The organism is Archangium violaceum (assembly GCF_016887565.1).
Lineage (GTDB): Bacteria > Myxococcota > Myxococcia > Myxococcales > Myxococcaceae > Archangium > Archangium violaceum_B.
This window is the reverse complement of the sequence record NZ_CP069396.1, coordinates 7,805,900-7,828,788: the sequence shown is the minus strand read 5'-3', so window position 1 is coordinate 7,828,788 and position 22,889 is coordinate 7,805,900. Positions and strand designations below refer to the sequence as shown.

Genomic DNA, 22,889 nt, shown 5'->3' with positions numbered 1-22,889 from the left:
CCCGTTCCGCACGTTTGAGGCCGCTCGGGCGACGTCACAACGGCAAATTGACTGCGATTCCCTCGCGGCCGGAAATCCACTCGCGCAAGTACTGGTTGAGCTCCCCGTAGAATGACACCGACACCAGATCAGCCACCGCGAAGAGTTCGCGGAGCAGTGAATCCACATGGTTGTTATGCGTTTCGGCCGCGTCAGCGTCGACGTACTCCTCAATTATCGAATAATGACCGGGCCTCTGCGTGACGAACCACTGGTAGCGCAACGTTCCCGGCTCGGTCGCGGCGGCGGATGCCAATGCCCGCGCCACCCGCAGGAACTCTGCCTCCCCGTCGGTCCGTGCTCTGAACTCACATAGTACCAGAAGACTCATACGATTCTCCTACGCAGGCCGCGCTTTGAGGGTCGGTTTTCGTCGTACCACTCGGCGGGCTAGAAGTCGTTTAATAACCTGCTGCGCGTGCAGCAGCGACTGCGCTGGCTGGAGCTGGATGTCCTGCTCCCTCCCAGCAAGCAGCCTCGGTGCTCCTTCCTGGAAGGCTTCTTCCTGCACGCCAACACACCGGTATCCTTGCGAGAGTAGGAAATGAAGACGGTGGTCATTCTTTCCCCAGCTTGGCAAATGCTCTGCTGTGTGCGGATAAGAAGGATGGGAGGACTGTTGGTCCGTCGGCGTCGAAGGTCCGCTCGACCAGCTCCGGTTCAGACGAGCCACGCGCTTCCTGCCGACATGCAGGCCAACTCCAAAGGTGGGCGTGGAGAAGACTGGAGACTATTGAGCCTGTTGTTCCGTCCACAGGGCAATTGCTGTTCTCGATGTGTCATCGCATCCTCGCTACACCGTGAAGGCTCCTGCGCCTCGTCCCGCGATCCGCTGCCCGATGGTGTCTCCTCCCTGTGACCCCGGCGCGGTGATGACAGCATCCGCGGAGAGGAAGAAGGACACGTCCGTGGAACCACTCACGGTGCACTGGTTGCACACCGTGGCGGAGGCGTCGAGGACCCAACCCGGCTCACGGCTCGCCGGCCCCATCACCGCCGTGATGTGGAAGTCCGGCAGGTTAGCCGATGCCCATCGGGCCACTGGCGCGCGTGTTGTTGTGCCCGAGCAGCTCCTGCTGACCGTTGACCGGTACGGCCACGGCCCCCAGGTGATACGCACCCTGGGGAACGCCGGGAGTCGGGACGGACACCCGCACCGTGCCGCACTGCCCCGGGGCCAGCGTGCCGCCGCTCGTACTCCCGAGCTCCACGTCCCACTCGGCGAGCGGCGTGCCTGGCGGGATGATCTCCTCGTCCCGGGACAGCAGGAAGCGCACGTCCGTGGAGCCGCTCGCGGTGCCCTGGTTGCACACCGTGGCGGAGGCCGTGAAGGAATCCACGGACCCGACGCTCGCCGGCCCCGACACCTCCTGGATGATGAAGTCTGGCAGGTTGCCCAGCCCCATCCGCTCGCCCACGCGCGTGTTGTTGCTCCCGATGATCTCCCACTGGAGGTCGTCCGGGTTGACGATGGCGCCCAGGTACCACGAGCCCTCGAGCGAAGTGCTGACCTCCATGGACACGGAGACGCACTGGTCCACCTCCACGAAGCCCGGAATGAAGTGGCGGCCCAGGAGCACATCGCCTCCCTGCTGGGACGATGCCTCCGACGGGAGCGAGATGTTCTCGTCGGCCGACAGCACGAAGACGACATCCGTGTAACGCGTCAGCCTGCCCTGGTTGCACACCGTGGCGGACACGAGGAACGGCGCTCCCGGACGGGCAGCCGCCGGGCCCGACACCTCCTTGACGACGAAGTCCTCCGAGGTACCGAAGCCCATCAGGCCGGACATGGCCGTGTTGTTGGACTCGAGGAGCTCGGGCAGGTGGTTGGACGGATCCACCACGGCTCCCAGGCGGTACGCGCCCTGGAGGTTGGGCGAGAAGGCGCTGGTCAGCACCTCCGTGGTGCACTGCCCCGGCGCCAGGTCGGGCGGGAACACCCTGCCGAGGATCGAGCCCGTCGACCCCTCCGGCGAGGCGACCTCGTCGGGCGACAACACGATCTCCACGTTCGAGGTCCCCCTCTGAGTGCCCTGGTTGCACACGGTGGCGGACACGGTGAAGAAGTTGCCCGGCCACACGCTCGTCGGCGCCGTCACCTCCCGGATGACCAGGTCCGGCTTCTCACCCACGCCCAGCACTCCCCCCACGTGCGTGTTGTTGCCCGGGACGAGCTCGCCCTGGGTGTGGAGCGGATCCGCGATGGCGCCCAGGTGCCACTCCCCCTCGGGAGCTCCCGTGAGCTGCACGGACACCGTGGTGCACTGCCCCACGCCCAGCAGCCCCACCGGCGCGAGGCCGAGCGGCTGGAGCTGCTCCCCCGAGGAGAGGAACACCTGCACGTCCGTGGAGCCGCTCACGGTGCCCTGGTTGCACACCGTGGCGGAAGCCGTGAAGGGCTCTCCCGGCTTCACGATCGACGGCCCCGTCACGCGCGTGACGATGAAGTCCGGCGCGTCGCCGAACCCGATCCGCTCACCCAAGCGCGAGTTGTTGCTCTCGATGAGCTCCTCGTGGGGGATGCCAGGCATGACGATGGCGCCCAGGGTCCGGGCCACTCCGGACAGCGGGGTGCTGGTCCGTGCCGACACCGTGGTGCACGTTCCCGGCGTCAGCGAGCCCGCGGACACGCTCGTGAGCGAGAGGTCGGAAGAGGCGATGACCTCGTCCTCCGAGAGGAAGAACGTCACCTCGGAGGCACCGCTCGCGGTGCCCTGGTTGCAGACGGTGGCGGACACCGTGAAGGGCTCGCCCTGCTTCACACCCGACGGCCCGGCCACCTTCGTGACGATGAAGTCCGCCTTGAAGCCGATGCCCATCAGGTCTCCAGCGTGCGTGTTGTTGCGCTCGAAGAGCTCGACCTGGGAGTTGTACGGATCCACGATGGCGCCCAGGTACCAGGCTCCATCCGTCAACGAACTACTGGCGTAGGCCGTCACCGACCGCGTGGCGCACTGCCCCGCGGGAATCATGCCCAAGGGCATCCAGCCCGCGAAGGGATCCGGGCCTCCGTACGGCTGCGGCATGGAGATGTCCTTGTCGGAGGACAGCACCAGCATGACCTCCCCGTCACCCGCGGCCGTGCCCTGGTTGCACACGGTGACGGACGCCGTGAAGTTCTGGCTCTGCATCGCGCTCGGGTCTCCCCGTACGGCCGTGACGACGAAGTCCGGCGCATCACCCACGCCCACCACGATTCCCGCCGACACGTTGTTGTTCTCGATGAACTCGGCCTGGAGCTGCATCGGGTCGATGACGGCCCCCAGGCGGTACTCGCCCACCGGGAGGTTCAAGGCCGCGGGAACGTTGGCCTCCACCGTCAACTCACGGCACACACCGGGCCCGAGCGGCTCCACCGGGGCGCTGCCCACGAACACATCCCCCTCCTCGTCCGGAGTCCCCGGCACGGAGAGGACCTCGTTCCGGGAGAGCAGGAGTGACACGTCCGTGCTCGCCTCCAGGTTGCCCGGGTTGCACACGGTGACGGAGACACTGAAGGAGTCCCCCGGCCGCGCGCTGCCCGGCCCGGACACCTTCGTGACGATGAAGTCCGGCCGGCTGCCGAGCCCCATCTGCCCGCCCACGAAGGCGTTGTTGGTCTCGATGAGCTCCGTCACCGAGTTGGACCGGTCGGCGATGGCGCCCAGATAGTACGTGCCCTCGGGGAGGGAAGCGTTGCCCGTCATCTCGACCTCGGTGCACGCGCCCGGGTCCATGGGGTCCACACCCGTCTCCTTCACGATGACCCGCGAGCCGCCCGGCGAGGCGAGGTCCGCATCGGACGACAACAGGAGCGACACGCTCGTCGCGCCGCTCGTGGTGCCCCGGTTGCAAACGGTGACGGCCGTCGAGAAGGACTCGCCCGGCTTCACACCCGAGGGCCCTGACACCTTCGAGACGACGAAGTCCGGCCGGCTGCCGACTCCAACGAGACCCTCGACGTGCACGTTGTTGCTCTCGAAGAGCTCCTGCATCTGGTTCGACGAGTCCACGACGGCCACGAGGTGCCAGGCTCCCTCGCCCAGATAGACGGGGGCGGAGAACGTGAACGGGGCGCACTGGTCCTCGGCCAGGGACGCCGCATACACGCCGCCCAGGTACGTGCCCCAGGAGCTCATGGAGAAGGGATCCGGCTCGGACAACAGGCTCAGCTCCACGAACGCGCTGCCCGACGTGTTTCCCTGATTGCAGACAGTGACGGTCGCGGAGAACACCTGGCCGTACGTGATGCTCGACGGCGCGCTCACCGACTGGACGACGAAGTCCGGACCGTCACCGATTCCCACCCCATCACCGGCCCGGGTGTTGTTGTTCTCGAGGAGCTCGGCCTGGGTGTTGAGTGGATCGACGATGGCTCCCAGGTGGTACTCCCCATCTCCCTCCGAATAGGGCAGGGACACCGGGGCCGTCACCGGGACCGTCTGGCACTGCTCCGGCGTCAACGGCTGCGTGGCCGCCCGGGCCAGGAAGAGGTCTCCGTCACCCGTCACCGGTGCCGCCGGGAGGATGGCCGCGTCCTTGGAGAGATGGAGGTCCACCTCCGTGCTCCCCTCCGCCGTGCCCTGGTTGCACACCGTGACGTACGCCGTGAGGGAGGTCCCCATCTTCGCGAAGGCAGGCCCCTTCACCCGAGTGACGACGAAGTCCGGCGCCTTGCCCACCCCCAGGGTGCCGGCCACGAAGGCGTTGTTGCTCTCGATGAGCTCCAGCACGGTGTTGGAGGAGTCGACGACGGCGCCCAGATGGAGCTCACCCCGCGAAGCCTCGGGAATGATTGCATTCCCCTTGAGCGGCACGGTGGTGCAGGCCCCGGCGGACAACGCGCCCACGGAGGTTGCACCCACGAGGAAGTCCTGGTCCTTGGAGAGGAGCGCGTCCTGGGAGAGGAACAGCTCCACCGGAGTCGTGCTGGAGAAGGAAGTGGTGCCGGAGTTGCACACCGTGACGTCCACGGTGAAGGGCGTGTCGAGCGCCACCTTCTGGGGGGTTCCCTTGATCGCGGTGATGGTCAGGTCGGGTCGGGAGCCCACCCCCATGAGCGTGCCGCGCCCGTTGTTGGTCTCCAGGAGCTCCTGCTTCATGTTGCCCAGATCGACGGAGGCGCCCAGGTACCAGGCCCCCGTGGCGACCGGGGGCACCGTGCCCCGGAGGGGCAGTGGAATGCACTGTCCCGGGTAGAGCGTGTTCGTGAACGCGGAGCCGCGCAGACTCAGGTCCGCCTCGGTGATGACCGCATCCGAGGACAGGAACAGGCCCACGACCGCGCTGTCGGCCACGGTGCCCTGGTTGCACACCGTGACGTTCGCCGTGAGGGTCTTTCCGGTGAGGGTGCTGGCGGGTCCGCTCACCGACTGGACGACGAAATCGGGCTTCGAGCCCACCACCACCTGGCCCCCAGCCAGGGTGTTGTTGCCCTCATCGAGCTCCGCGCTCGAGCCCTGGGGATCGGCGATCGCACCCAGGAACCAGTTTCCCTCGGCCACGCTGGCCGGGAGCCGAGCCTCCTGCGTGGCGCACTCTCCCGGCACCAGCGAGGCTCTCGGCCAGAAACTTCCGATGACCGTATCCTGACCCGGGACGATGAGCGCATCCTGGGACAGGACGAAGTCCACGGAATCGGGATGACCGCTCTCGCTGCCCCGGTTGCACACAGTGATGCTCGTGCGGAACAAGTTCCCCGGCGCCGCGATGGATGCCCCGCTCACCTGCTTGATGAAGAAATCCGGGCTACCGCTCAGCGCTTGCGCCACGGACTTTGGTGTATCGATTCCCGGCTCCTGGGAATGTGATCCTCCACAGCCCATGATGCCGGACCACACGCTCGCGGCGGCGAGCGCGATGACACGCGTATTGCTCCGATTCACTTGGCTTTCCCCTCTGAAAACAACCCCCACACGGCCTGGCGGGCGCCTTCGAGAACTTCGCATTTCGATCTGACGGCGGGGATGGGACGGATTTCCCGCCGTGGACCTGACCCGCCAGCGCCGTGCGGCCGTGTTCGCTCAGGGGTAGTTCAGCCCCATGGCGGCCCTGACCTCGCTCAGGGTGACGGCGGCCACCTGGCGTGCGCGAGCGGTGCCTTCCTTCAGCATGGCCATCACGGCGGCCGGGTCGCGCGCGTATTCCTCGCGGCGTTGGCGGATGGGGGCCAGCAGTTCCTGCAGGCATTCTTCCAGGTGCTTCTTGATCACCGTGTCGCCCAGGCCGCCCTGGCGGTAGTGGTCCTTCAGGCGCTCGACCTGCTCGATATCGGGGTGGAAGGCATCCAGATAGCTGAACACCACATTGCCCTCCACCTGGCCGGGGTCGGAGACGCGCAGATGGTGGGGGTCGGTGTACATCATCCTCACCGCCTGGCGGATTTCATGGGCGCTGGCTGACAGGGTGAGCGTATTGCCCAGCGACTTGGACATCTTGGCCATTCCGTCGATGCCGGGCAGGCGCGCCCCCACTTCCGGCACCACCGCCCTGGCTTCCACCAGCACCGCCTGCTCCACGCTGGCGTTGAAGCGGCGCACGATTTCATTGGTCTGCTCGATCATGGGGATCTGGTCTTCCCCCACTGGCACGACCGTGGCTTTGAATGCGGTGATGTCGGCGGCCTGGGCGGCGGGGTAGGTGAGGAATCCAGCCGGGATGTCGCGCTCGTAGCCGCGCTGTTTGATCTCGTCCTTGATGGTGGGGTTGCGCTCCAGCCGCGAAACCGTCACCAGATTGAGGTAGTAGGAGGTCAACTCGGTCAGCTCTGGCACCAGGCTCTGGATGAAGACAGTGCTCTTGTGCGGCTCGATGCCGACGGCGAGGTAGTCCAGAGCTACCTGCAGCACGTTGTCGCGCACTTTCAGATAGTTGCCCATGTTGTCGGTCAGCGCCTGGGCATCGGCCAGCAGCAGGAATTGCTGGCAGCGGTCCTGAAGGATGACGCGGTTGCGCAGCGAGCCCACATAGTGGCCCAGGTGCAGCGGACCGGTGGTGCGGTCGCCGGTGAGAATGATGTCGCGGGAAGTGATGTCGCTCAGTTTCATGTCGTGCTCCGTCAAGTCAGGCCAGACGGAGACCACCGACAAGGAGGGACTGGAAAAACAAAACCCGGATCCGCCTTGTCGGCGGCCTCCGGGTTGTGTGTGTGCGCAATCGCCGGGGCCACCTCAGGAGAGGCGCCACCACCAGAAGAAGGATGCGGTTGCGATGCGGGAATTCATGTCTTCGAACACTGCATGCGGCGCCACGCGCCGTCAAGTGGCTTCGCCGGGATTGGCTTTGAGAATGGACGGAGTCCATCCCGCGTGGATGTGACAGGGTAGGCTCGTCCCCAGCGGACATCGCGGCACCAGAAGGGGAGCACGTGTCGACATCCAAGGGGGTAGAGGAATTTCTCGCGGCGGTGAGTGGTCCCCTGGGCGAGGCCCTCCTCGTCGTCACGGGGGCGGGCGTCAGCCTGGCCAGCGGCCTGCCCACGTTCCGAGGGACGGACCCCGGCGCGGTGTGGGCGAATGACGTGATGGAGAAGGGCACTCTTGCCTTCTTCCGGAGGGCTCCAGAGGAGTCCTGGTTGTGGTACCTCCAGCGGTTCGAGCGGGCTCGCGGAGCCAGACCGAACGAGGCGCACCTGGCCCTCGCCGAGTGGGAGCGCTGGCAGGAGCGCCACGGGCGCGAGTTCCTCCTCGTCACCCAGAATATCGATACGCTCCATGAGCAGGCGGGCAGCCGTGCCCTGGTGAAGGTGCACGGCAGTCTGGACCAGGCGCGGTGCACGCGCCGCAACTGCGCCAACGGCCCGCCGAGCGGCACGGTGCCCATGGCGTCGGTGGATTTCGGGCCGCTCCACGCCGACCCGAGCCGTGAAACCGTGCCGCGTTGTCCTCTCTGCCGCAGCAGGCTTCGCCCGCACGTCTTGTGGTTCGACGAGCTCTACACGGAGCACGAGGCGTATCAGTTCGAGCGGGTGCTCCACCAGGCGAGGAAGAGCAGCCTGATTGTATTCGTCGGAACCTCGTTTTCCGTCGGAGTGACAGCTCGCATCAGCGCCCTGGCCCTCAAGCGCCGCATTCCCGTCTTCAGCATCGACCCCGCTGGGACCCAGCCGGCCCCGCATATCCAGGTCCTGGCGGAGCGGGCGGAGGTGCTGCTTCCCCGTGTCGTGGCCTCGAGCCTCTCCTGACCCTGAGGGGTTGTTCCAGGGGATGCCCGCTCACAGCGCGAGGCTCTCCTTCAGCAGCGCGAGACCGAACGCCCATTGGCCGTCCGCGGTGCCGAGCTTCAGCGCGCCGGACATCATCCGCTGATAGAACTCGCCGAGCGAGGGCGTGGAGTCGGGCGTTTCCGCGCCGGTGGCTCCCGCGTGCTTCATCTGGCGGGCGAGGTACAGTTGCATCGTGCCGGCGAGTGTCGCCGCCAGCCGGCGGGTGTAGATGAAGCGGTTGGGGAGCTCGGTGAACCGCTTGTCGTCGTAGGCCGAGAGCAATCGCAGGCAGGTGCCTTCGTCCATGCGCAGGAAGACGGAGAGCACCGCGAGATCGTAGAAGGGGTCCATTGGCGCGGCGGTGGCCCAGTCGAGCAGCAGGATCGACTCGCCGTCGTAGACGAGGTTGGAGGGGTTGAGGTCGTTGTGGCCGAGGACCAGGGGGCGTTCGCTGGCAGGTGGCTCCTCGGAGAGCACGCGCTGGACCGCTCCGACGGTGAAGGCCGGGAGGGCGAAGTCGGCCAGGAAGCCCTTCCAGATCTGGACGAGGAACTCGCGGGGCTCGCGCATGCGCATGTCGGCGGGGAGGGGGAGCGAGTGGATGCGGCGCACGGTGCGGCCAAGCTGGGCGAGCGCGGCTTCATGGGTGCGCGGGTCGCGGAAGAAGGCCACGAACGAACGGTCGACGACGAAGGCGGTCAGGACCGCGCGCCGCGTCTCATCGACGTGGAAGATGCGAGGTGCGAGGCCCGCGTCGGCGGCGAGCCGCTGGATGTGGATCGCGCGGTGCCAGTCGGCTTCGTCCTCGGCCTCGCTGGCGATCTTGAGCACGTACGACTGCCCGGCGGCGTCGACGCGGTAGACGCCAGCACCCGAGAGCCCCGCGGCGATCCGGGTGACGGTGGTGGTGGGTCCTCTGAGGTCCGCGGGCAAGCAGTCTTCGACGGTCATGTTCGACTCCGGCGCCTGGAAGGGGGCCTCCGTTCTACCCCAATCCTCGCGCGCTACGAGCCTGGGGCCGTTCCCCAAGCGGGGATTGAGGCGCAAGCCGCTTCAGAGCGAGCGCGAACCCGCTTGTCCGGAAGTGAACGGGCTCGAGACGCAGCACCGGTGACGCACCGCACCTTCGGCTCCCCCGTGTCGACCAGCACCGCGCTGGCCGTTCCATCGGGGGAACACGGACCCATCACCACCGCGGTTCGAGGTGCGGCGTACCAGCTGGTCAACCGCGGCAGCGGCCTGTGCGCGGGAGTGACCGGCAGCTCCGGCTCGGACGGGGCCGACGTGGCACAGTACGCCTGCGGCACGACCTCCACCGAGTGGATGCTCGACCCCTCCGCGGACGGCTACTACCGGCTGGTCAACCGCACCAGCAACAAGGTGCTGGATGTGGCGGATTGTGGCACCGGCGACGGCACCAACGTGCGCCAGTGGGCCTGGTTGAACAATGTGCTCGGGCACCCAGAGTCAATGGCGCGTCGATTTCCTCGCCGATGGCTCGGTGCGGTTGGTCGCGCGGCACAGCGGCAAGGTCGTCGACCTGGCCAGCTGTGGCCTCGCCGATGGCACCGACATCGCGCAGTGGAGCTGGTTGGACAACATCTGCCAACGCTTCCACCTGATGGCGCCGTAGCCGTAGGAGCACGCGTACCGGGTGCACGTGGCGGGGCTGCTGGCGGTGCAGGTCAGACGGGTGCTGTTCCGGCTCGACGGCACCCCAGCTCTCTCATCCTCCCGGGACCCGAGGCTCGCCAACCTCCAGCGAGCGGCGAAGTTGCCCCGGACGGACGACGGGCGGTGTATCGTCAAAGAAGCTTCCCGGCTCCCCGGGCACCGTCCCGGGAGCCACTTCGTTCACCCGACCCGGGCTCGAAGGGGGACACGGCTACAGAGCAAAATGGCCAGGAGGCAGCAGCTCGCGCCAGCCACTGCCAGGAAAAGGGCCCTGACTGGATGCTCGGGAAGCAGATAGTAGACCGTCGTGGCGACGAACACGACGACTCCCGCCAGCTTGAGCGAAATCCGAGGCACGAGCGCCATCATGAAGTTGTCGTAGTTGGCGGAGGGGTATTGTAGGGAGCGCGGACTCGCGGTGATGGCGCGCCTCGATGCGTGGATTCGCCCATTGCGTTCGAACAGGAGACAAAAATGGGGGTTTCCGTCAGAGGCACGTGGTTGTTCGGGAAGGTGGACGTGGTGCCGGAGCTGGGTCACGTCGCGACCAAGTTCTTCCACATCAACCTCGTGCCGCTCGTTCCCATCGAGAGCTATTTCGTCGTGGTCCAGCGATAGCGAGGGGTGGGTGGGTGTTCCCATCCCCACCAGCAGGAAGTCGGTGGCTGCGGCGTTGATGCGCAGCACGCTGCTCGCGCTCGGTCTCGTGCTCTTCTGCGTCGGGGGAGGCGAGGGCAGCGCGTTGGCGGTCTGGGCCGGGTTGGCGTGCATGGTCGTCTCGATCGCCTCGAACTTCATATTCAAGAAGGCCAACGCCGCACGCGCGCGGGAGCTGACCGAGCTGGCGAACGCTGGTCTCGGAGAGGAGTACATCACCCGTACGCGCATGGATCACGGACTGCCCGTGAGCGCCGACGCGATGATCCGTGTCTCGCGCGCTGGAGGCGCCCGGTAGCGTCAGCTTCGCCGCCGCCGTCCAGCAAGCCCTCTCCGCCAGGGACGTCACTCGCGTCACGGTCACCATCTCCGCTTCCGACATGACACCCATTGTCGTCGACCTGGCCGAGTCGAACGGCAGTATGACCCCGCTACCGACACCTGGTCTTCGACGGCGCCCCTGTCCGTGGCACGCTCGGCTCCGGGCACCACCCTGCTGACCTCGGGGAGAGTGCTCGTGACGGGAGGCTACACCACCGGAGGCAGCTACCTCTCCTCGGCGGAGCTCTACTCGCCCTGAGAGGCTTCCTGGGAGCACTTCGTCTGCATCGACTCCCTCCTGCGGTTGGGCGCAGGAGGGTTCAGTTGTTCGAGTAGAAGAGGCCCAACTGGCCCGGGAGCCGGCGGAACTCCAGCGCCGGCATGTCGTCGCTGTTGCGGAACGCCGGCGCGCGCGAGGACAGCTCCTTCAGCGTCTGGTCTCCCAGCAGCACCAGCCGCTCGAAGCCCATCAGCCCGTTCTTGATGCCAATGGTTCCCAGCAGCGCACGGCCCTCGTCATAGCGCTGCATGAACAGCTCTCGCTGGCGCGGCTCTAGCGGGTCCATCGAGGCCATCACCGTCAACCCGTTCCCGTACGACGGAATCGCCTTCACGTGCGGGAACACCTCGTGGATGCCGTGTTACAGCGTCGCCATGTCCGGCCCGAAGATGTGCTGCGCCATCACGCCTCCAGGCCCCAGCCGTGACTGCGTCCATGGCGTGTTTGCTCCGGAGGCGAGAGTCCGACCATTTCTGGTCTCCGCAGCGGCGGCCCCGGGCGAGGAGGAGGCACCAGCTTCAGATGCGGCAGCCAGGGGGCCAGCGCAGCAGGCGCTGTGGGAGTGACGCACGGCTGAGGGATGCGCTCTCTGGCGGAGCCCAAGGCGAGCGGTCGCCTGCGCAGGGGAGGGGTGTGCCTGGAGCGCGACGGGCGGGCCTCCTCGGGGCCCTCCTGCACCGTCCAATGCGTGTCGCGCGGCCCTCCTGGACGACCACCTACCCCGGCCCTCGCCCGCAACAGGGCTCCCATGCCGCCTATGCTCCTGGTACACGGTCCACTCCCATGGGGTGGCGAAGATCGGAATACGCGTATGAGTCAGAGAGAGCCCTTGCCCGAAGAGCAGAGGGAAGCCGCACTGAGGAACATCCGAGGACCGGACCGCGGGGACATCGTTGAGGCGGCGAAGCTGCTTTCGGCGGACAGCTCGACGACGGCGAGGCTGCTCGAGTTGCTCGCCAGCGAGGAGCATGTCGAGGTGCGACAGGGTATCCTCTATGCGCTGACCTGGCATGGCGACGTCAGCTTGTGGGACCTCATGATCCGGATTCTCTCGGACCAGAAGGAGCACCCCAAGGTTCGAGGTCAGGCCGCGGAGTGCATCTCCTACTTGTTCGAAAAGATCGAGACCGATTCCAAGGAGTTCAAAGCCGCCGTCGATGCTCTTCAGGAGGCCTTGAAAGACGATTCGCCCGAGGTCCGATACTGCGCCGTCAATGCGCTTGGCTCGACCAAATATCTGCCGATCGTCCCAGTGCTTCAAGGAATGCTCAGGGACCAGACGCCCGTTGAAGGATGGCTGGGCTCCGTGGGCGATGAGGCGTCCAGGGCAATCGAATGGATCAAGCGAGGAAACTCACAGCCCCCTGACGGCATACCGATCGGGCGCGAACCGGCGGATGTGCTCGATGCTATTCGGGCAGAAGTTCATGCTGGGTCCGGAGGCAAGCTGTTCAGCCTTTTGATAGAGCTCGAACTCGGGCTGTGTCGGTACGACAAATTCCCTGAAGACGCGTTCGAGCGATACACGTCACTTCTTGCTGATCCGGCATTCTGGATGCACGAGGACACCTGGCAGTTCGTGAAAGAGGTTGGAGACAGTTGGAATCTCCTCTCGTCGAGTCAGCGAGAGACGCTCCGGCCATTGCTGGTTGCCCACTTCGACAAGGGCTTCAATCCGATGGGGGCATTCGTCATCGGAGAGCTCCTTGGAGGCCGCTATGGCGACCGAGCCGCGCTGGATGCACTCGTGAAGCTGGCGGGAGTCGCGTCCCTGCCGGCGAGAGCTTTCGTCCCGCATGGACTCGGAGTCCTCGCCAGGGAGACGAGGAACGGCGAATTGCGGAAGCGTGCTGTCCTCGTGCTTCGCCACTTGGAGAAGAGCGAGATTGAACAGGTTCGCTCGGAGGCGAGTCTGGCCCTCGGGAAGATCGGTGACGGGGGTGGATGAAAATTCGATATGGCCCATGACACCATGACGGAGACGTAGTCGGTTGTTGGTGCCGACAAGGTGCCGGAGTGGTGAGCGCCGGGACGTCGTCTACTCACGCAGCTGCTCGACCCACATCGGGAACTCCAGGCGCTGAGACCTGGTCTCGGCGTCTGCGCCCCGAGCACGGGGCTGCACCGGCCTTCCCAACCCCGTGCCGCGAATCTCCCTTGGCGCATAGCCGAATCGCTTCCGGAAGACCCGGCTGAAGTGGGCCTCGTTCATCAACCCGAATTCCGATGCGACGTCCGCGATACGGCGGTGCTCACCGGAGTCCGCCAGGGCGGAGTGGATGCGCTCGAGGCGACGCCCCAGGATGTATCGTGCGACCCCCTGGAATGGCGCGAAGAGCTCGTAGAGGACCGAGCGCGAGACTCCCACGGCCGCGCTGATTCGCGCCGACGAGAGGTCCGGCTCCGTCAGGTTCAGCTCGATGAAGCGCCGTGCGCGCACCAGCGCCGTGGCCTGGAGGTGTGGCCGGACTCCACCGAGGGTCGCCCGTGTCGGCATCAGACACGCCGCGATGACCTGCTGGGTAGCGCGGGCCAGTTGCGGCGCCTGGCTGGCCGTCAGCGCAGGCGCGGCACGAATCAGGGACTGCGTGTGCTCCAGGAGCAACCGCGCCATTCCGCCCGTCAGCCGGGCACCATGCAGCGTCTCGGTCGCGGGCAGCACCTGGGCCATCATGCTCCGGGGCAGGACAATGCAGGCGCCCGACAGGGGCCCCATCGGCAGGGACAGCGGCTGACCCAGGTCCTGGATCAGCACCTCCCCGTCGGCCAATCCCAGGATGAAATGGTCGAGCGAGTCCGAGCGGATTCTTGCGGGCGAGCGCTCATACGCCAGCGCATCCGCGCGCATGGTGCCCAGAATCATCGGTCCGAGCTGGATGCAGGTGGCCCTGGCACGGAACCGGCCCCGGGCCGCGTCCGTGGAGGAAGAGACCTCGTACAGCGCCGACATGGCGTCGTGCCACGCCCCGAAGCGCTCCGCCTCGGGCAGTGCCTCCGTCGAGAAGCGGGCAATGGGTAGTGGGGGCGTCGTCAAGGGGTACCGGGCCTCTTTCTGCGCGACCCCCGGCGTCCCGTCAAGCCTCCTGGGCACCAGGGCGTGGCGCGGAAGCGTCCACCACCCAGTTTCCATGGAACCCGAAGGGGACACGCCGTGGCACGGCCGCGGTCGCGATGGGGCCGTGGCCGATGTCCAGCGCTTCGAAGACCAGCAGGTCGCTGCGATTCTCCGCGGCCCGCCACACCACCGCGGTGAGCCACCCGTCTCCCTCCGCGGCAGTGGCGGAGCGAGGGATGAACACGGGCTCCGAGACGAGGTCTCCGCGAGGGAGAGCATACACCTGCCGCTGGCCCGTCTTCACGTCCAGGTGGACAAGGGCGTTGAGGCGCAATGGCTCGCAGGTGTTCTCACCGTGGAGGTCCGCGCCATACCAGCCGTGGCGGTAGGGCAGGCCCGTCCGGCGCTCATCGAAGCGTGGAAACTCACCCTCCAGGTCGTCGATGGGCTCCTGTCGAATGGTGTCCGAAGCGCCCGACAGGTCGAAGGTCCAGCGCCAGAGGCGGGCCATTCCATGGGGGCCGGCAGTGCCATCGGCCAGGGGGAACATCGGAGCCGCGTCATAACGGAAGACATCCGCGAAGAGCCTGCCGTCCGCTTCCCAGGCGTTCATTGGATGGAAGACGTGGCACGCCTCGGTGTTGAACCAGCGCAGCGTCGACACGTCGGCATCCCGGCGCATCACGCCGACATAGGCGGCGCGCGAGGGTTCCCAGGCAATGGCCGGAAGGCCCCGCGCGGCCCGCTCCACGCTTCCGGTCAGCGGCAGGACCGGGAACAGGACGTAGTGCTCGGTCACCAGGAAGTCATGCATCATGGAGCAGTAGGGCGCCTGGAAGTCGTCCCGTCGGATGACCCTGCCCCTGGCATCCGTCACCCCATAGCGGACCGTGGCACTCAACGGCGCTTCACCGACGTCGTAGGCGAACCAGACCAATTCCCCGGTCCGGGGGTCGACCTTGGGATGCGCGGTGACGCGTCCTCCAGGGCCGGAAACATAGCCACAAGGCTCCAGGCTCCCGTGGGCGACTTCAAAGGGAGGAGAGGACTCGTTCAGAGCCAGCAGCCGGCCGGCGTGGTGGAGGATGTTGGTATTCGCGACCCCCGCGTCCCGCCCCTGCGCAAGCGGATCATTGAGCGCCGTATTGAAGCCCGCGAACAGCGAGCGTCCAGCGGCGTGCTCCCACTCCCATTTCGGAGTCCGCACGTACCGGTTCCGGTAGGTCACGGTGCCGCCCTCGAAGTGGAAGGCATGAACCATTCCGTCGCCGGCGAACCAGTGGTGGTGAGGGTCACGCGGCTCGAACTGCGGATTGGGACCGATGCGGTAGAGCGTGCCGCGTATCCCGGCAGGAAGCTCGCCCCTGACCTGCAGGGTGAAATCATCCTCGGAGCGAATGGGCGCGAAGTTGCCCATGAGGTAGGGGTTGATGGAAGGACGGCGGTCCATGGCGGTTCTCCGGAGGTGACCGGTGCGGATGGCACCGGCGGTGTCGGCGTGAGGCTTTCCTCGCCGCTCCGGGCTCCTCATACGCCCGGGGCTCGAACCACCGTTATCGCGTGCGTCCGGGATTCTTGACTGCGCATCCGGAGGAGTCTGCCTGCCGTCAGTCCCGGTCCAGCATTGCCGTGGTCGTCCGGGGACTCGTCTCGGCCGTGACTGCAGGATTGCAAACTCGCAGTCTAGGAGAGAGGAAGCTTGTGCTTGTCCACCTTCACCTTGGGACTACAATGTGTTGGTGGCCGGGTCATACAGCTCGGCCGAGGAGAGCGTGGTACTCGCCGAGGAGCCGCCCGCCATCAGCACCTCACCCGTGGGCAGCACCACCGCCGTGTGCCCCTCCCGGGCCGCGGGTCGATGCGGCCTTCATGGCCACCTCCCGAACACGAAGGCCGGGGTTCCATCCGCCCCCTCGACGCCAGGCTGAAATCCAACGTCCGCCACGTCCGGCCCCGGCTCGCGCCGCGGACGGTTGATGAGCGTGGTGGGCCTGGGCATGGTGCCGGCACCACCCGCAGCAGCTTCAGCACCTTCATCCACCGTGTATTCAAAGAGTGGATGACGGTAGACCCTCACCCCAGCCCTCTCCCAGAGGGAGAGGGGGCATACACGGGTTCAACTCGCGATCCTCGATACCCTCACCCCGTCGCGTATAGGCGGGATAGAAGGCCATGTAACGGCGCGGCTCTTCAGCAGGGCGGCCGAGCGGCTCTACGCAAACAGTTCGCGCAAGTGCCTCTCCAGGATGGGGATCATTTCCCTCACCTTGGGCGAAGAAAAGCGTTGAGGAGGGTAGACAAGGTGCACCGGCGCATACTCCGTGGCCCAATCCGGAAGTACCCGGACGAGCCTCTTCCTGGCGAAGTCTTCCTTCAGCAGCGATTGGGGCACCAGGGCCAATCCCGCCCCGCGCCTCACGAGGCTCAGGATCCAGGTGAAGGACGTAGACGAGACCACGAAATCAGGCTTCAACCGGACGGCCTCTCCGCTCGCCGAGCGAAGGTGCCACAGCATGTTGCCCTTGTTTCCCTCTTTGCTCACAAAGCCGATGCACGGATGAGCCGTGAGGTCTCGTGGGTGCTGAATGGCCGAGGCTCCCTGGAGATAGCGAGAGCTCGCCACCACGACCAGGTTTCCCACCCCGAGGCGCTTGGAGCGCAGGCCGGAATCCTCCAGGTGCCCTCCCCGGATGGCGATATCGAATCCCTCGGTGATGAGGTCTACGTAGCGATTGCTGATGTGGGTCTCCACCTTGACCTGAGGATACTTCTCCCGAAACTCGATGACGGCAGCGGATATCTCCGAGGGCGGAAAATCCGCGGGCGCGGTGATCCTCAAGGTACCGGTGGGGTGCTGCCGGGCCGCCGTGGCTCCTTCGAAGGCACCCAGCAGGGTCTGGAGCGCGGCTTCGGATTCCTTGAAAAAGGCGGCCCCCTCGTCCGTCGGTTTCAACTTCCGGGTGGTTCGGGTCAGGAGGCTCACCCCCAGGGCCTTTTCCAGGCCAACCACCCGGTCACTCACGGTGGAGACGGAGAGACCGAGGCTCCGAGCGGCCTTGCTGAAGCTTCCCGCCCTCACCACGTTCACGAAGATCATCGCTGCATTCAAGTCCGGATTCATCTTTCGCCTATCCGGAAGATATATTGGGATTCTTCGCTCTTCTCAATGTGGTCTGTCGGGCCAAGAATGGGGGTATCAAATGAACGAGACCCCGATGACCAGGACCATTGCGAAGGAATCCATCCAGCAGCTCTTTACCGAAGCCCGCACCCATCATTTCTGGCAGAACAAGCCCGTCTCGGAGCAGACCCTGCGGGAACTCTACGAGCTGATGAAGTGGGGACCCACGTCGGTGAACTCCGCACCGGCGAGGATCGTGTTCGTGCGGAGTGAATCGGAGAAGGCCAGGCTCTATCCAGCCTTGATGGGGTCCAACATCGAGCAGGTGAAATCGGCCCCCGTGACGGCAATTATTGCCTACAATGAGAAATTCTACGAAGACCTGCCCCGGCTCTTTCCGAGCTATGATGCGAGGCCTTTCTTTGTCAATGATCCCAGGTTCAGCTACGACACGGCCTTTCGCAACAGCTCCCTCCAGGGAGCCTACTTGATTTTCGCGGCCCGCGCGCTTGGCTTGGATGTCTGCCCCATGTCAGGCTTTTACAATGCGGAGGTGGACAAGGTCTTCTTCGCGGGCACGAACCTCAAATCGAACTTCATCTGCACGATCGGGTATGGTGACAGTTCGAAGCTCTACCCGCGGGGACCGCGCCTGTCTTTCGAGGAAGTCTGCACGATTGTTTGAGCGCCGCGCGGAAGCCGACGGCTCTCCTGAGACGGTGTCAGCTTCTCCCGGGGCTCGGGGTAGGAGCGCGAGGGCGGGCTCTCCGCGGCGGCGGCCCCGGGCGAGGAGGAGGCACCAGCTTCAGATGGGGCAGCTCGGGCCATGTGCCGGAAGCGTCAGCGCGCCCGGAGGCTGGAGTGGGCGGGGTTGCTGCGCAAGTCGTTGCACCGTCCACGGTGCCGCTCGACCTTCAACCTCAAACTCCCTTGGAGAGCCAGGAAGAAGAGCAGGCGGTCACTCCCCCCGGGATGCCTTGTCCTCACGCCACCAGTGGCTCATCCGCTCGTGGATCTCCGCCTCGTGGCCCTCCTTGCTGGGCCGGTAGAAGATGGAGCGCTCCAGCGGCTCGGGCAGGTACGTCTGACCGGGTGCGTAGTGGTCCTTGTGGTTCCACGGCGGCTGATAGCCCTGTTTGTGCCCCAGCTCCTTCATGAGCTCCGTGGGGGCGTTGCGGAGGTGGAGCGGTGGGGCCGCGTTGGGGTGCGCCTCCACGGCCGCCAGCGCGGCATCCATGGCCTGATAGGCCCGGTTGCTCTTCTTCGCCGTGGCCAGGGTGAGGGTGGCATGGGCGACGAAGATGCGCCCCTCCGGCATGCCCACGGAGTAGAAGCTCTCCTCGCACGCGCGCACGATGTTGATGGCCTCGGGCATCGCCAGCCCCACGTCCTCCACGGCGATCACCTTGAGCCGGCGCCACAGCGCCACGTCATCCCCCGCCTGGAGCAGCCGCGCCGCCCAGAAGATGGCCCCCTGGGCGTTGGAGCCCCTGCACGACTTCTGGAGGGCGCTCAGCAGGTCGAAGTGCTGATCCCCATCCTTGTCGTGCCGCGACAGGCGCGTGCCGGTCGCCTGGACGGCGATCTCCCGCGTGAGCTCCCCGCCATCCGCGGTGAGCTGCGCCGCGAGCTCCAGCGCCCCCAGCGCCTTGCGCACGTCGCCCCCGCTGCCCTCCGCCAGCACGGTGAGCGCCTCGTCGCCCGCCGTCAGCCGCCTGGCGCCGAGCCCCCGCTTCTCATCGGTGAGCGCACGCGAGAGCGCGGTCCGGATGTCCGCGGGGGTGAGCTCGCGGAGCTGGAAGACGCGGCACCTGCTGATGAGGGCGGGCCTCACCTCGAAGCTGACGTTCTCGGTCGTCGCCCCCAGGAGGAGCAACAGCCCGCTCTCGACATGGGGCAGGGCCTGCTCCTGGACGTTCTTCGCCCAGCGGTGGATCTCATCCACGAAGACGACGGTCCGCCGGTGGTACTGGTTGCGCAGGCGCTCGGCCTCGGCCACCACCTCCCGGATGCGGGGGATGCCATCGGAGACCGCCGAGAGGATGACGAACTCCGCGTCGACACCCGCCGCCAGCATGCGCGCGAGCGTGGTCTTCCCCACGCCCGGAGGTCCCCAGAACAGGGAGGAGACGAGCGCCTTGCGCTCGATGAGCTGGCGCAGGGGAGCGCCAGGGCCGAGCAGGTGGGACTGCCCGATGAACTCATCGGGGGTGCGCGGGCGCATCCGCTCGGCGAGCGGCGCGAAGCGGTTCACATCGACGGAAGCGGCGAACAGGTCGGGTCCTGCGGTCATCTGGAGAGCGTCTCGGCTTCGGCCCGGAACCGGCCCGGACGGGTTGCGCCGGGACGGTTCCGGACCAGGGGGAAGAACCGGCGGCACCCTAACAAACGCGCCAGCCGGTGTCAGGGCGGAGGCGCGCCGATGTGCTCTACCGCCGCAGGGGCATGACCCACGACTCCACTGGGAGCCTCTCCCCTCTGAGCAAGACATTGGATCCGTGGCCAGTCGTGTGACGCCAGAATCCATTCCTTGTCACACTTCGCGTGATTCGTCGCATCGGTCTGGAATGCTTGACAGTCTTTGCGATGAATCATTAAAGAGCCGCCTTCCGCCGTTCTGTTCTTCACCGTGAGGAGTGCGTCATGAGGGTAACGAAGTCCTGGAAGATGAGGTTCGCGGTCCTGTGCGTGTCCACGGCCGTGTTCGGGTGTGGAGGAGAGGCCGGCGAGGCCCCGGCGGGGAATGCGCCAGCGGTTGTCTCCCCGATGCCGGATCCGTCGGAGATCATCATGCTGCCCTCCACCCTCCCCGGAGGGGAGCAGAGCCGTAGCGCGAGCGTTCCCATGTGCCTCCTGGGCCAGATAGAGCCGCAGTTCTACTATCCGCTCGACGGCCGGATCGGGCACTCCGTCGGGTATTGGGAGGCTGGGAATTGTCACGACTGGGGCTGCGAGGACACGTGGGCGGTCAACATCAGCAGCGAGGTGGCCGGGCACATGTGGTACGGCCCGTATGACAGGAGTTATGGCGTTGGCAGGCACACCGCCGTCTTCGCGATGGACATCGACAATGCCGCGACGGGCTCGGACGTCGTTGCCACCATCGACGTGGCGGGCGGGGTGGGCGGCAGGGTGTACTCCCGGACGAACATCCGTCGAGACCAGATGAAGGACTGCCAGATGGGGAGCGGCAAGCTGTGCTACTTCGGGTTGGCCCTCTACGATCCCTGCTTCGACCTCATCGAGACGCGCGTGTATTACAATGACACGGCGGCGCTGCGCGTCTATTGGACGAGCGTCCAGTACGACAAGACCCAGCCCTGGCCGTACGCGGCTGAGCCGACGCCTCGCGAGGACCGGTAGTCGAGCTCGTTGAAGGAGGACCCGCTCGGCCCGGTGGCGCGAGCGGGTCAGCGGGTAGGCTCGGGGACTACTGGCGGATGAGCTGCACGTCGTCCAGGTGGACGAAGCTGCTGCCGCTCGTGGCCTGGGTGTGGAGGCCGAACTCCAGGTAGTTCCCGGTCACGGAGATGGTCGGCGTCTCCAGTTGAGTCCAGGCACTGTACGTGCCGAGGTTCGTGGCCGCCGGAGTGCACTCGGCGCACGTCTTGGCCTGGAGCCGGGAGAAGCCGAAGTCCCCTCCCTTGCGGACCCAGGCGCGCACCCGGTAGTTGCCGTTGGGGATGTTGTAGGCCTGCTGGTAGGTCCACGTCTCGAAGGCCCCCGGGCTGTAGTGCGTCAGGTGATAGGTGCTGTTGTAGCCCCCGTTATAGGTCTCGGTGAACGCGGCCCCGGCGGTGCCATTGGGTGACCAGGTGTTCCAACCCGTCATGCCGGACTCGAATCCCGCGTTGGTGACCGTGGGATTGGGCGGCGGCGTGGTGCCTCCTCCGAGAATGGTCGCCGCCTTGTCCGGCTGCAGGGCCACGAAGTAGTTGAAGGCTTCGTTGAGCTGAGCCTGCTTGGACGCGTTGCCCGCGTACTGCTTGCGCTGCTCATGGAATTTGGCGATGAGCTCCAGCTGGCTCTGCCCATAGGGCACGCCGAGCTTCTGCTGCAGGGTGGTCAGGAAGCCATAACCGAACTCGCGCGTCGGCTCGAGCATCGTGCCTTCGCCGTAGTCGTTCCAGGTGGCGAGCTGGATCCAGTTCACGCCGCTGTTCTTGGCCATGTCCAGCGTCTGGCCAAAGGTGCCGGTCCCATTGTAGGGCAGGCCCCAGGTCGGGCCGCCCCATCCACCCGCCGTGTAGAAGGTGTTGAAGCCAGGGTAGGCCACGCCGAACTTCACGTTCAGCGGACGGTTGTTGTAGAAGTTCTGCAATCCGGTCGTGAAGTCCGAGTAGATCCACGGGTACTCGCCCTGCGCGTTGGCGCCCGCATCCCCGTTCTGGTACCAGAGCGTCAGGAAGGTCGGTTTGGTCGACAGCGGCGAGAAGATGTTGCTCCAATCGCTCGGTGACTTGAACGTCTGCGGACCGAAGTCCAGCAGCAGGGGGGCGTTGTTGATCTTGATGTAGTTGCCACGGGAGAAGTAGTTGTCCCGCATGTAGATCATGTCATTGCGGGCCGCGGCGTACTTGTCGGGAACGGAGCAGCCGTAGGTGGGCGCCAGCGTCAGGTTGTGGTCCTCGTAGACGATGGCGAAATCCAGACCCACCGCGGCCGTCTTGTTGATGAGGGCCTCGGCGTTCTGCTTGTTCTTGGGGTAGTCCACGCAATTGAGCGTGCCGGGCCAGTCGATGAGCACGCCATCCACGCCCGCGTACTTCATGAGCAGCAGCTGGTACTCGATCACGTCCTGGTCGCCCGACGCGTAGGGCCCGATCAACGGGTAGTAGTAGGAAGCGATCTGCCTCCTGCCCGTGGAGTCGACCACGTTGGGGTTCTTGTTGGCCATGGTCCAGTGGACACCCCAGGAGCCATTGCCCGAGGAGGTATTGCTCTCGAACCAGGGCATGAGGTGGACGTAGATCTTCTTGGTGAAAGTCTTGCTCACCGCCACGGGCGCGGTGACGGTGGCGGTCGGCTCCGCGGCTCCCTCACGGACCACGCTCCCGGTATCGGATGAGGCCGAACCACAGCCCGCCAGCATGAGCGCGGCGAACACACCCGCTCCCTCGTTCATGAAACGACGATGCGTCATGGGACTGCTCCTTGGCTCGAGGGCCTCACCACACCGTGTCTGGAATTGAGAAGGGACAGCGGGAACGAGGCCGCGATGAAACAACGGCACGACTGCTGCTCGCAGCGCGCCCCTCCGTAGCACAGCCCTCATCAACCGGAAAGAATCAACAAACCAGTAAAAGACGTTAAATATGTAAATGGTATTCCCGGTGCTGGTTGGGTGGGCTCGCCCGGTTGCTCGGGGCCCGGTCGGGAGGACGGGATGGAGGTGTCCGCACGCCTGGCCGCTTCGTGTGCGCACCGGGTCCCAGGGAATCGCGCCGGGTTGAATTCTTCTCTGGTTCTTCGTTTGCGCGAAGACGGTATCCTGGGGGGCCGCCAGGCACGCCGTTCCGCCACCAGACAAGGGAGCCGAGGGGTACCATCCCACTGT

General features: G+C 66.0%; 20 protein-coding genes and 1 pseudogene. 9 read left to right on the top strand and 12 right to left on the bottom strand.

Going from position 1 to position 22,889, the window contains the following annotated elements; all coding sequences use genetic code 11:
- Positions 1 to 34 precede the first annotated feature (34 nt).
- Complete coding sequence (locus tag JRI60_RS31110) at positions 35 to 370, bottom strand: putative quinol monooxygenase (RefSeq protein WP_204219566.1); 336 nt, start codon at positions 368 to 370, stop codon at positions 35 to 37.
- Between the two features lie 87 nt (positions 371 to 457).
- Between JRI60_RS31110 and JRI60_RS54660 the strand changes: the two genes are divergently transcribed.
- Positions 458 to 580 carry a hypothetical protein gene (locus tag JRI60_RS54660; RefSeq protein ID WP_275439031.1) on the top strand — a complete coding sequence of 41 codons (123 nt, stop codon included), beginning with the start codon at positions 458 to 460 and terminating at the stop codon, positions 578 to 580.
- 252 nt (positions 581 to 832) lie between these two features.
- On the opposite strand, the gene JRI60_RS31100 is transcribed toward JRI60_RS54660, so the two are convergent.
- The 3 genes from JRI60_RS31100 to trpS all read right to left on the bottom strand — a co-directional run bounded on the left by JRI60_RS31100 (position 833) and on the right by trpS (position 7,067).
- Entirely contained in the window at positions 833 to 1,081 is a 249-nt protein-coding gene (locus JRI60_RS31100) for a hypothetical protein (protein ID WP_204219565.1), read from the bottom strand.
- Positions 1,059 to 5,906 (bottom strand): CARDB domain-containing protein, encoded by a 4,848-nt coding sequence (locus JRI60_RS31095; protein ID WP_204219564.1) that lies wholly within the window; start codon positions 5,904 to 5,906, stop codon positions 1,059 to 1,061. Before JRI60_RS31095 ends, JRI60_RS31100 begins: the two co-directional genes overlap by 23 nt.
- Before the next feature lie 138 nt (positions 5,907 to 6,044).
- A complete protein-coding gene (gene trpS / locus JRI60_RS31090) occupies positions 6,045 to 7,067 on the bottom strand; it encodes a tryptophan--tRNA ligase (protein ID WP_204219563.1) in 1,023 nt (340 codons plus the stop codon).
- Between the two features lie 320 nt (positions 7,068 to 7,387).
- Between trpS and JRI60_RS31085 the strand changes: the two genes are divergently transcribed.
- Positions 7,388 to 8,203: an SIR2 family NAD-dependent protein deacylase gene (locus JRI60_RS31085; RefSeq protein ID WP_204219562.1), complete on the top strand. Its 816-nt coding sequence runs from the start codon at positions 7,388 to 7,390 to the stop codon at positions 8,201 to 8,203.
- A gap of 30 nt (positions 8,204 to 8,233) precedes the next feature.
- On the opposite strand, the gene JRI60_RS31080 is transcribed toward JRI60_RS31085, so the two are convergent.
- Complete coding sequence (locus JRI60_RS31080) at positions 8,234 to 9,175, bottom strand: phosphotransferase (RefSeq protein ID WP_204219561.1); 942 nt, start codon at positions 9,173 to 9,175, stop codon at positions 8,234 to 8,236.
- Between the two features lie 159 nt (positions 9,176 to 9,334).
- Between JRI60_RS31080 and JRI60_RS55190 the strand changes: the two are divergent.
- The 4 genes and pseudogenes from JRI60_RS55190 to JRI60_RS31065 all read left to right on the top strand — a co-directional run.
- Positions 9,335 to 9,598, top strand: a pseudogene (locus JRI60_RS55190) (RICIN domain-containing protein); the annotation flags it as partial.
- A 73-nt stretch (positions 9,599 to 9,671) separates the two neighbouring features.
- Entirely contained in the window at positions 9,672 to 9,857 is a 186-nt protein-coding gene (locus JRI60_RS31075; RefSeq protein WP_204219560.1) for an RICIN domain-containing protein, read from the top strand.
- Positions 9,858 to 10,372: 515 nt separating this feature from the next.
- Positions 10,373 to 10,516 (top strand): hypothetical protein, encoded by a 144-nt coding sequence (locus tag JRI60_RS31070; RefSeq protein WP_204219559.1) that lies wholly within the window; start codon positions 10,373 to 10,375, stop codon positions 10,514 to 10,516.
- 10 nt (positions 10,517 to 10,526) lie between these two features.
- Positions 10,527 to 10,853, top strand: coding sequence for a hypothetical protein (locus JRI60_RS31065; protein ID WP_204219558.1), 327 nt, complete (start codon positions 10,527 to 10,529; stop codon positions 10,851 to 10,853).
- A gap of 343 nt (positions 10,854 to 11,196) precedes the next feature.
- Here the strand turns inward: JRI60_RS31065 and JRI60_RS31060 are convergent, their stop codons facing one another.
- Positions 11,197 to 11,490 carry a hypothetical protein gene (locus JRI60_RS31060; protein WP_204219557.1) on the bottom strand — a complete coding sequence of 98 codons (294 nt, stop codon included), beginning with the start codon at positions 11,488 to 11,490 and terminating at the stop codon, positions 11,197 to 11,199.
- A gap of 477 nt (positions 11,491 to 11,967) precedes the next feature.
- Between JRI60_RS31060 and JRI60_RS31055 the strand changes: the two genes are divergently transcribed.
- Positions 11,968 to 13,104 carry a HEAT repeat domain-containing protein gene (locus JRI60_RS31055; protein WP_204219556.1) on the top strand — a complete coding sequence of 379 codons (1,137 nt, stop codon included), beginning with the start codon at positions 11,968 to 11,970 and terminating at the stop codon, positions 13,102 to 13,104.
- 90 nt (positions 13,105 to 13,194) lie between these two features.
- On the opposite strand, the gene JRI60_RS31050 is transcribed toward JRI60_RS31055, so the two are convergent.
- The 4 genes from JRI60_RS31050 to JRI60_RS31035 form a co-directional block, all read right to left on the bottom strand.
- Entirely contained in the window at positions 13,195 to 14,190 is a 996-nt protein-coding gene (locus tag JRI60_RS31050; RefSeq protein ID WP_204219555.1) for a helix-turn-helix domain-containing protein, read from the bottom strand.
- A gap of 40 nt (positions 14,191 to 14,230) precedes the next feature.
- Complete coding sequence (locus JRI60_RS31045) at positions 14,231 to 15,661, bottom strand: carotenoid oxygenase family protein (RefSeq protein WP_204219554.1); 1,431 nt, start codon at positions 15,659 to 15,661, stop codon at positions 14,231 to 14,233.
- Positions 15,662 to 15,937: 276 nt separating this feature from the next.
- Positions 15,938 to 16,039, bottom strand: coding sequence for a kelch repeat-containing protein (locus JRI60_RS31040; RefSeq protein WP_204219553.1), 102 nt, complete (start codon positions 16,037 to 16,039; stop codon positions 15,938 to 15,940).
- A gap of 384 nt (positions 16,040 to 16,423) precedes the next feature.
- The gene (locus JRI60_RS31035) at positions 16,424 to 17,308 is read right to left on the bottom strand and encodes a LysR family transcriptional regulator (protein WP_239469813.1); all 885 of its coding nucleotides are present in this window, start codon (positions 17,306 to 17,308) and stop codon (positions 16,424 to 16,426) included.
- Positions 17,309 to 17,411: 103 nt separating this feature from the next.
- Here JRI60_RS31035 and JRI60_RS31030 point away from each other — a divergent pair, with 103 nt between their 5' ends.
- Positions 17,412 to 18,017, top strand: a complete 606-nt coding sequence (locus tag JRI60_RS31030; protein ID WP_204219551.1) for a malonic semialdehyde reductase — start codon at positions 17,412 to 17,414, stop codon at positions 18,015 to 18,017.
- 273 nt (positions 18,018 to 18,290) lie between these two features.
- Here JRI60_RS31030 and JRI60_RS31025 read toward each other — a convergent pair whose 3' ends face one another.
- Positions 18,291 to 19,625, bottom strand: a complete 1,335-nt coding sequence (locus JRI60_RS31025; protein ID WP_204219550.1) for a replication-associated recombination protein A — start codon at positions 19,623 to 19,625, stop codon at positions 18,291 to 18,293.
- A 350-nt stretch (positions 19,626 to 19,975) separates the two neighbouring features.
- Between JRI60_RS31025 and JRI60_RS31020 the strand changes: the two genes are divergently transcribed.
- Complete coding sequence (locus JRI60_RS31020) at positions 19,976 to 20,695, top strand: hypothetical protein (RefSeq protein WP_204219549.1); 720 nt, start codon at positions 19,976 to 19,978, stop codon at positions 20,693 to 20,695.
- A 67-nt stretch (positions 20,696 to 20,762) separates the two neighbouring features.
- Here the strand turns inward: JRI60_RS31020 and JRI60_RS31015 are convergent, their stop codons facing one another.
- Positions 20,763 to 22,475 carry a glycoside hydrolase family 71/99-like protein gene (locus tag JRI60_RS31015; protein ID WP_204219548.1) on the bottom strand — a complete coding sequence of 571 codons (1,713 nt, stop codon included), beginning with the start codon at positions 22,473 to 22,475 and terminating at the stop codon, positions 20,763 to 20,765.
- Positions 22,476 to 22,889 lie beyond the last annotated feature (414 nt).

Bases quoted from the DNA above. Each gene is read 5' to 3' on its own strand.
- JRI60_RS31110 (WP_204219566.1), bottom strand. From the start codon at position 370: ATGAGTCTTCTGGTACTATGTGAGTTCAGAGCACGGACCGACGGGGAG.
- trpS (WP_204219563.1), bottom strand. From the start codon at position 7,067: ATGAAACTGAGCGACATCACTTCCCGCGACATCATTCTCACCGGCGAC.
- JRI60_RS31080 (WP_204219561.1), bottom strand. From the start codon at position 9,175: ATGACCGTCGAAGACTGCTTGCCCGCGGACCTCAGAGGACCCACCACC.
- JRI60_RS31075 (WP_204219560.1), top strand. From the start codon at position 9,672: ATGTGCTCGGGCACCCAGAGTCAATGGCGCGTCGATTTCCTCGCCGAT.
- JRI60_RS31070 (WP_204219559.1), top strand. From the start codon at position 10,373: ATGGGGGTTTCCGTCAGAGGCACGTGGTTGTTCGGGAAGGTGGACGTG.
- JRI60_RS31055 (WP_204219556.1), top strand. From the start codon at position 11,968: ATGAGTCAGAGAGAGCCCTTGCCCGAAGAGCAGAGGGAAGCCGCACTG.
- JRI60_RS31045 (WP_204219554.1), bottom strand. From the start codon at position 15,661: ATGGACCGCCGTCCTTCCATCAACCCCTACCTCATGGGCAACTTCGCG.
- JRI60_RS31035 (WP_239469813.1), bottom strand. From the start codon at position 17,308: ATGATCTTCGTGAACGTGGTGAGGGCGGGAAGCTTCAGCAAGGCCGCT.
- JRI60_RS31030 (WP_204219551.1), top strand. From the start codon at position 17,412: ATGAACGAGACCCCGATGACCAGGACCATTGCGAAGGAATCCATCCAG.
- JRI60_RS31025 (WP_204219550.1), bottom strand. From the start codon at position 19,625: ATGACCGCAGGACCCGACCTGTTCGCCGCTTCCGTCGATGTGAACCGC.
- JRI60_RS31020 (WP_204219549.1), top strand. From the start codon at position 19,976: ATGAGGGTAACGAAGTCCTGGAAGATGAGGTTCGCGGTCCTGTGCGTG.
- JRI60_RS31015 (WP_204219548.1), bottom strand. From the start codon at position 22,475: ATGACGCATCGTCGTTTCATGAACGAGGGAGCGGGTGTGTTCGCCGCG.